The sequence below is a fragment of the Microcystis sp. LE19-84.1B genome, from assembly GCF_027531875.1.
GTDB classification, from domain to species: domain Bacteria; phylum Cyanobacteriota; class Cyanobacteriia; order Cyanobacteriales; family Microcystaceae; genus Microcystis; species Microcystis panniformis.
The window spans coordinates 1-5,574 of sequence record NZ_JAPZSR010000413.1 but is presented as its reverse complement, the minus strand read 5'-3'; the positions used below and the strand labels follow the sequence as shown (position 1 = coordinate 5,574).

The window sequence follows — 5,574 nt, the reverse complement described above, 5'->3', positions numbered from 1 at the left end:
ATTAGCCATAGTTTTCCGTCAAAATTGGATTTTGTCTCTTTAAACCCTGATTAATCGGTTTTGAGAGCTAATTTTGACTCTTGGTCTAATCTGCCTCTCTTCCTTGCTGTGACTGACTTATAAATTTTTGGAGATGTCTATGGTGCGTTCCCCAAAAATCGATCAGTGGAGCAGTGGGAGCCACATTAGGGAACGCACCCTACAGCGATAGCGATCGGACTCTTGATTGAGATTGGCTTTGAGCAAGATACGAGCATGATTAATTTTACGGGCTGAGGCTTTTCCTTTAGTTGTCAGTTGTTCTAAAGTTTGGCGTTCCTCATCACTCAGAGAGATCAGATATCGTTTGGCGGGCATTGCTTCTGGGATTCTGTTGATTTGTATTCCCTATTATCCGTCACTTTTGCTTTGACAGACCACTAGGGCAAAACATAATTGCCAGGAGATGTTGAATAAATTCTGAGATTCTGTTACCTTTGTAACAGAATCTCAGAATGAAACCTTATGGCAGGCATCAGGGCTACTTTTACGTCTACAGATTGTGCCTTTCATATTGAAGGCTACGAAAAAATTGATTTCAGTTTGCTCTATGTAAACGGTGCTTTCAAAATTGGGAATCCCGAAATTGCCGAAAGTTATGCACCATTCAGACGCTGCTTGATGGTGATTGATCAAACTGTTTACGGTTTGTATCGCCAGCAGATCGATCGGTACTTCGCTCACTATCAAATCGATTTGACTGTTTTTCAAGTCAGCATCAAAGAGCCTGAAAAGACTCTGAGAACTTTCGAGAAGATTGTCGATGCGTTTGCCGACTTTGGACTGGTGCGTAAGGAGCCTGTTTTGGTTGTGGGTGGCGGACTCACGACCGATGTTGCTGGGTTTGCTTGTTCTGCCTATCGTCGCAAAACCAACTACATTCGCGTGCCCACAAGCTTGATTGGCTTGATTGATGCTAGCGTGGCGATTAAGGTTGCTGTCAATCACGGCAAACTAAAGAATCGTCTTGGTGCGTATCATGCCTCTCAAAAGGTGATTCTTGATTTCTCATTTTTGGGAACTTTGCCGATCGATCAAATTCGCAACGGAATGGCAGAGTTAATCAAGATTGCAGTTGTGGGCAATCAAGAAATCTTTGAGCTGCTAGAAGAACATGGTGCGGCATTGATGCACAGCCGTTTTGGCTATCTGAATGGCACCCCTGAGTTGCAAGCTGTGGGGCACCGTCTGACTTACAAGGCAATTCAAGTCATGTTAGAGCTAGAGGTGCCCAACCTGCATGAGCTAGATTTAGATCGAGTGATTGCTTACGGTCATACCTGGAGTCCGACGCTAGAATTAACGCCAGAACCACCGATGTTGCACGGTCATAGCGTCAACATTGATATGGCATTTACGGCGACGATCGCCCAGTTGCGCCGCTATATTTCGGTTGAAGACCGCAATCGCATTTTAGGCTTAATGAGCCGATTGGGGCTGGCGATCGATAGCCCCTATCTCACCCCAGAACTCCTGTGGAAAGCGACCGAAGCAATTACGCGGACTCGCGATGGTTTGCAGCGAGCAGCGGCTCCCCGCCCGATTGGGCAGTGCGTGTTTATGAACGACCTAACGCGATCTGAGTTGGACAAGGCCTTAGCGGTTCACCGAGCGATCGCTCAAAACTATCCTCGTCAGGGCAATGGTGAGGATATGTACGTGCGCCTCGATCCAGCCTTAGAGGGAGCAGGCGTATGAGACCCGTTACGCCCGTTGGAATTATCTCAGCGAAGTTAGCAGCCTTGGTCGGTCGCGCCGAGTCGATCGATGGGCTTGATCCGGTTTTCAAAGCTGAATTGCAGCAAGTCTGTGCCCTAGCTTGCGGACTCGACCCGTATTTGGATGTTTGTACGACACCCGAATCGCCTGCCTTGGCTGCCTTGGTGCAACGGACTCAAGCGGAGGACTGGAGCAAGCGATTTACGGATGGTGAAACAGTGCGCCAGCTAGAGCAGGAAATGCTCTCTGGGCATGTGGAAGGTCAAATGCTCAAATTTCTGGTGCATTTGACGCAAGCGCAACGGGTGCTAGAGATTGGCCTGTTTACGGGCTATTCGGCTCTAGCGATGGCAGAGGCATTGCCCAGCGATGGACAGGTCGTGGCTTGTGAGGTTGATGCTTATGTGGCTGAATTTGCGCGGCAGTGTTTTAACGAGTCGACGGCCGGACACAAAATCGTAGTCAAGGTGGCGCCTGCTCTTGAAACCCTGAAGCAGCTTGCAGAGGCAGGAGAGGTGTTCGATCTAGTCTTTATTGATGCCGATAAAGCAGGTTACATCGACTACCTCAATCTGCTCCTGACTACCTCGCTGTTAGCTCCAAACGGGTTAATCTGTGCGGACAATACTTTGATGCAGGGGCAGCCCTATCTCTCGGAAACGCCTACGCCCAATGGCAAGGCGATCGCACAGTTCAACCAAACCCTGAGCCACGATCCACGAGTTGAGCAAGTCCTGCTACCTCTGCGAGACGGCTTGACCTTGATTCGGCGTATGTAGTCCATTAATCCGCCCACTTAAACCTATGATAAAAACCGCTCCCGTTAAGCTTCTCTCTGAGCCAGCGGTCAGTGCGGGCAGCAGCGGGGTGAGATCGCGGTTAAAAACCCTTGCCACTCTTACTTTGCTGCTGCTGGCATTGCCGTTCAACCTTACCCTCGTGTCGATTGCTTTGCTGAGATCGCTAGTTCTTCGCCCGGCGCGATCTCGCGTAGCGAGCGCTTTGCGTTCAACCACAGTCAATCCGCAAACGGTTCTCATTAGCGGCGGCAAGATGACTAAAGCCTTGCAGCTTGCGCGATCATTTCACAAAGCAGGGCACCGAGTCATCCTAGTGGAGATGCACAAGTACTGGTTAACCGGACACCGCTTTTCTCGGTGCGTTGATCGGTTCTACACCATACCCAAACCGCAATCGTCCCAGTATGCTCAGGCATTACTGGAGATTGTGCAAAAAGAAAACGTTACTGTTTACGTTCCCGTTTGTAGCCCCGTTGCCAGTTATTATGATGCGCTGATTGCCGAAATGCTGGCGCCCCATTGCACCGTCATGCATGTGGATGTAGAGAGGCTCAAGCAACTGGATGATAAGTACGCCTTTGCGATCGCCGCAGGAACCCTAGGGTTAAGCGTGCCAAAATCCCATCGCATCACCCATCCTCAGCAGGTGATTGACTTTGATTTTAGTAAGGCAAAGCGTCCCTATATCCTCAAAAGCATTCCTTACGATTCAGTGCGGCGATTGGATCTGACGCAGTTGCCCCGTCCGACTGCTGAGGAAACGGCGACTTTTGTGCGATCGCTGCCCATTTCTGAAGCAAATCCCTGGATTATGCAGGAGTATATTCCAGGGCAAGAATATTGTACCCATAGTACTGTTCGTCAAGGACACGTGCAGCTTCACTGCTGCTGCAAGTCTTCAGCGTTTCAGGTCAACTACGAACACGTTGATCATTCTGAGATTGAACGGTGGATTCTCGCCTTTGTCAAGGGGCTGAACCTTACGGGACAAGTGTCTTTCGACTTCATTCAGGCAGCAGATGATGGACAGGTTTATGCGATCGAATGCAATCCGCGCACACACTCTGCCATCACGATGTTCTACAACCATCCTGATGTAGCACAGGCTTATCTAAATCTACATCCACTCCCCCAGATGGCTCAGCCACTTGCCTCTAGCCGCCCAACCTATTGGACTTATCACGAAGTTTGGAGATTGCTAACCCAGCTACTTTCTCCAAAGATGCTCAGGCAACGATTACAGATTCTCGTCAACGGCAAAGATGCCATCTTTGAGTGGGACGATCCCCTCCCTTTTTTAATGGTGCATCATTGGCAGATTCCGCTATTACTGCTGGGAAGTTTTCGGCGCGGCAGTGAATGGATTCGGATTGACTTCAACATTGGCAAGCTTGTTGAACTGGGAGGAGACTAGAGCATGGAAAAATTGCAGATTTTGCATCTAGTTGGCTCTGCTGTGAGCGATTTTTACTGTGAGTTGTCGCGACTCTATGCCCAAGATTGTCTACAAAATACGGCGAATCCAGACCTCTATGAGTTCCACATTGCCTACGTGTCGCCAGATTTGAGGTGGCGGTTTCCCAAATCTTTAGACAATGCCGAGATCGCCCAGACTCCCTCAGTTTCAGTCCCTGAAGCGGTCGCGGTTTTAATTCAACTTCAGATCGATGTGATGGTACCCCAAATGTTCTGCCTGCCCGGAATGACTCAGTACCGTGCGCTATTCGATCTGCTCAAAATTCCGTATGTGGGAAATTCGGCTGAGCTAATGGCGTTAGCCGCAGATAAGGCAAAGGCGAAAGCGGTTGTCTCCGCAGCCGGGGTGACCGTGCCCGCTGGCAAGGTTCTGCATCGAGGCGATTGCTTATCTGTATCCCGTCCGTCGATTATTAAGCCGAACCATTCCGATAATTCATTGGGTTTGAGTTTAGTTACCGAGACAACCGATGGAAATGCTGCTTTAGCAACTGCCTTTGAGTATGCAGATGAAGTCTTAGTTGAGGAGTTTATCGAACTGGGTCGAGAAGTTCGCTGTGGGGTGATTGTGCAAGCGGGCGAGTTAGTTTGCTTGCCGCTAGAAGAGTACGCCGTGAATCCCGAAACTCATCCGATTCGGACTTATGCAGATAAACTCAAGCAAAATGAAGATGGTAGTTTGGATTGTGCTGCTAAAGAGAAAACCAAGGCGTGGATTGTTGATCCTAGCGATCCAGTGACTCAGCGAGTTTGGGCGCTCGCAAAACAATGTCACGTTGCTTTGGGCTGTCGGCATTACAGTTTGTTTGATTTTCGGATCGATCCACACGGACAGCCGTGGTTTTTAGAAGCAGGTTTGTATTGTTCGTTTGCTCAGAAAAGCGTCATTTCAATGATGGCTCAGGCTGCTGGAATTTCATTGACAGACCTGTTTCAAAATATGGTGCAGATGGCAGTGGCGGGAAAGGCTGGAGCTTTCGGCGATCGCCCAAAGATCGCGCAGATTGACACAAAAGCCGAAACTTATTCGGCTCTTCGGTAATTGTTATGCAAATAATTAACTTAAAATAAAATTCGATGAGAGTAGCTAGGCTCAAAAATAGCTGAAATCTATACAGGAAGACACTTACGGCACAAACAGGTTAATACCAAAAGATAGACAATTGAGTTAAAATTTGATATAATAGCCAAAAACCAGAGTATTTTACTTATGATACTTGACAAATTCTTGAACCTAGAAGGAACCTCTATTCAAGGCTATCGACACCTAGAAAATATCGGTATAGTTTGACGAATCGAATCGAAAAATCAAAAAGCAACCTGTCCTCGTTGTGGGTTAGAGAGCGATAAACTACACCAAAATCATCGACATTTAGTCAAAGATTTACCAATCTCAGGACAACCAGTGTACCTACAAGTTAATCGTCGTCAATTTAAGTGCGATAATTGTCGAAAACCCTTTAGCGAAGAGTTAGATTTTGTCGCCAGTAAACGAACCTATACGAAAAGACTAGCCGAAAATATACTCGAACAATTAAAA

The 5,574-nt window shown here is 48.0% G+C and carries 5 protein-coding genes and 1 pseudogene; 5 read left to right on the top strand and 1 reads right to left on the bottom strand.

The annotated features are described in order from the left end of the window. Window positions 1–162 precede the first annotated feature (162 nt). On the bottom strand, window positions 163–357 hold the full coding sequence (locus tag O9324_RS23030; protein ID WP_441338663.1) for a hypothetical protein: 195 nt from the start codon (window positions 355–357) through the stop codon (window positions 163–165). Window positions 358–504: 147 nt separating this feature from the next. Here O9324_RS23030 and O9324_RS23025 point away from each other — a divergent pair, with 147 nt between their 5' ends. The 5 genes and pseudogenes from O9324_RS23025 to O9324_RS23005 all read left to right on the top strand — a co-directional run. Beyond that, window positions 505–1,737, top strand: coding sequence for a sedoheptulose 7-phosphate cyclase (locus tag O9324_RS23025; protein ID WP_287627805.1), 1,233 nt, complete (start codon window positions 505–507; stop codon window positions 1,735–1,737). After that, window positions 1,734–2,537 (top strand): O-methyltransferase, encoded by an 804-nt coding sequence (locus O9324_RS23020; RefSeq protein ID WP_002741116.1) that lies wholly within the window; start codon window positions 1,734–1,736, stop codon window positions 2,535–2,537. Before O9324_RS23025 ends, O9324_RS23020 begins: the two co-directional genes overlap by 4 nt. A gap of 25 nt (window positions 2,538–2,562) precedes the next feature. Next, a complete protein-coding gene (locus O9324_RS23015) occupies window positions 2,563–3,972 on the top strand; it encodes an ATP-grasp domain-containing protein (protein ID WP_288141411.1) in 1,410 nt (469 codons plus the stop codon). 3 nt (window positions 3,973–3,975) lie between these two features. Next, window positions 3,976–5,076, top strand: a complete 1,101-nt coding sequence (locus O9324_RS23010; protein ID WP_288141410.1) for a D-alanine--D-alanine ligase family protein — start codon at window positions 3,976–3,978, stop codon at window positions 5,074–5,076. A gap of 168 nt (window positions 5,077–5,244) precedes the next feature. Next, window positions 5,245–5,574 (top strand): annotated as a pseudogene (locus tag O9324_RS23005) (transposase family protein); the annotation flags it as partial.

Excerpts from the sequence above, each read along its gene's own strand:
- O9324_RS23030 (WP_441338663.1), bottom strand. The coding sequence starts at position 357 with ATGCCCGCCAAACGATATCTGATCTCTCTGAGTGATGAGGAACGCCAA.
- O9324_RS23025 (WP_287627805.1), top strand. The coding sequence starts at position 505 with ATGGCAGGCATCAGGGCTACTTTTACGTCTACAGATTGTGCCTTTCAT.
- O9324_RS23020 (WP_002741116.1), top strand. The coding sequence starts at position 1,734 with ATGAGACCCGTTACGCCCGTTGGAATTATCTCAGCGAAGTTAGCAGCC.
- O9324_RS23015 (WP_288141411.1), top strand. The coding sequence starts at position 2,563 with ATGATAAAAACCGCTCCCGTTAAGCTTCTCTCTGAGCCAGCGGTCAGT.
- O9324_RS23010 (WP_288141410.1), top strand. The coding sequence starts at position 3,976 with ATGGAAAAATTGCAGATTTTGCATCTAGTTGGCTCTGCTGTGAGCGAT.